Genomic DNA, 2,058 nt, shown 5'->3' on the forward strand with positions numbered 1-2,058 from the left:
CGTGGGTCAGGCTGATGCGTCCGCCGTGGGCCAGCGCCAAGCGCAAGCGCGTCTCGCCGGTGGCCTCGGGTTCAAAAGCCAGCAGCTTCTGCAACACGGCCTCGCGCTCGAACGCGAAGCCGAACACGCGCGCACTGTGGGCGAGCCGGGCGAGGTGACGCTCAAGGTGCTGCACGCCCTCGCCCGGGCGCCACAACATCGTCTCGAAGAGCTCGAAGCCGGGATCGAGGCCGGTCAGGAAACGTGCCTTCAGGCGGCATTCGTCGAACTCGTCGTCCGCACGGCTGTCGAGCACGATGCCGGCACCCACGCCGATGCGCATCGCGCGCAGGCCACTGGCCGCGGCGCCCAGCGTCAGCGTGCGGATTGCGACTGAGAGGCAGAAGTCACCGATGCGCGCTTCGCCGGCCGGCGCGCCACGTGGTGCGTCGATCCAGCCGATCGCGCCGCAGTAGAGACCGCGCGGCGTGCTCTCGAGTCCGGCGATCAGTGCCATCGTGTGGTGCTTGGGCGCGCCGGTGATCGAGCCACACGGGAACACGGCGCGCAGCAGCTCCGGCATGCCGACTTCAGGACGGATCTGCGCCTGCACCGTCGAGGTCATCTGGAACACGGTGGCATACGGCTCGATCGCGAACAGCGCCGGCACGTGCACCGAGCCGGTCTGCGCGAGCCTGCCAAGGTCGTTGCGCAGCAGGTCGACGATCATCAGGTTCTCGGCGCGGTTCTTGATGTCCAGGGCCAGCAGGCGCGCCGATTCGCTGTCGCTCTCCGGTGCGGCAACACGGGCGGCCGTGCCCTTCATCGGGCGCGCCGTCAGCAGGCCGGCCTCATGGCGCAGGAACAACTCGGGCGAGAGCGACAGCACATGCGTGCTAGCCCAGCCCGCCGGCAAGGCAATGAAGGCACCGTAGTCGACCGGCTGGCGCGCGCGCAGCCGCCGGTACAGCGCGATCGGCGAACCGAAGGCCGTCCCGTTCATCCGGTAGGTGTAGTTGACCTGGTAGGTCTCGCCGGCGCGGATCGCCTCGTGGATCGCCTCGATGGACCGCGTGAATTCGGCGCGGTCGACGCTCGCCTCCAGGTTCATGGTGCCGACCGGCTCGTCCGCACCGGAGGTGTCGTGCTCGGCGAGCCAGGCATCGACCGCTTCGCGAGACAGGTGCGTCAGCGTGCGGAACATCAGCACGCGCAGCGCGCGGTCCTCGCCCGGCTTGTCGTCGCCAGGCCGGACGCCGGCCTTCAGCAGCTTCGCGCCCCACTCGTAGTCGGCCAGCAGCACGGCGTGCAGCCCTGCGCGCAGGTCGGCATCGACCTGCGCCCAGGTCGCATCGAGCAGCGCCGGTTCGGCGCACACATGCGCGCGCTCGAAGTCCTCGTACAGGCGACTGCTGGGCCGCGCGTTTGTCGCGGCGCGGTCATCGAGCAGCGCGAAGCAGGCCATCGTCAAACGCCCGGCAACACTCAAGACCAATCGTCCATGTCGTGCTTGATCTTGTGGCGGTTGGCGATCAGCTCCTCCACCGACGGCTCGTTGTTGAGCGCACGGCGGATCGCGAGCATCGTCGCCTCGTGGTTGGTGCGGTACATGTCCTGCTTGTCCAGGTTCGGATCGGTCGCGCAGCGGGGGTCGATCCAGACCAGGCTGATGATGCACAGCTCGTTGGCGATGTCCCTGGGGATGATGCCCTCGATCAGGCAATCGACCACCGCGTCGGCGGTGGCGCTTTGCACCACGCCGCCGAACAGGTCGATGTTCGCGAAGTCCTTCAGCGTGACCTTGGGCACGACGATGGTGGCGGGCCGCACCAGCTGGTTGCAGGCGCGGATGGCGAACATCGCGGTGTGGCCCTTGCTCTGCGCCATCATGTTGGCGAAGGCCTGGCCGACCGGGCCGCTGGTGCGGCCGATCAGGATCTCGGGCATCGCATCGGTGAACTGGCCGTCGCGGGCCAGCACGGTCGCCTCGCCGGCGTGGAAGAGGTAATCGTTGCTCATCGTGGGTCTTTCGTCAGAGGAATTCCCGGTTGCCGCGCGCGGCACCGCAGTCGCAAGCCT

Annotated in this window: 2 protein-coding genes; both read right to left on the reverse strand. The window is 68.5% G+C overall.

What is annotated here, in order from left to right:
* Window positions 1-1,444 (reverse strand): aminodeoxychorismate synthase component I (gene pabB, locus FKP22_RS28365; RefSeq protein ID WP_141291438.1); only part of this gene is annotated, 1,444 nt, incomplete at its 3' end.
* A gap of 20 nt (window positions 1,445-1,464) precedes the next feature.
* A complete protein-coding gene (fae, locus tag FKP22_RS28370; protein ID WP_141291436.1) occupies window positions 1,465-1,998 on the reverse strand; it encodes a formaldehyde-activating enzyme in 534 nt (177 codons plus the stop codon).
* Window positions 1,999-2,058 lie beyond the last annotated feature (60 nt).

Source organism: Ideonella azotifigens (genome assembly GCF_006519715.1).
In the GTDB taxonomy this organism is placed as follows: Bacteria; Pseudomonadota; Gammaproteobacteria; order Burkholderiales; family Burkholderiaceae_C; genus Ideonella; species Ideonella azotifigens.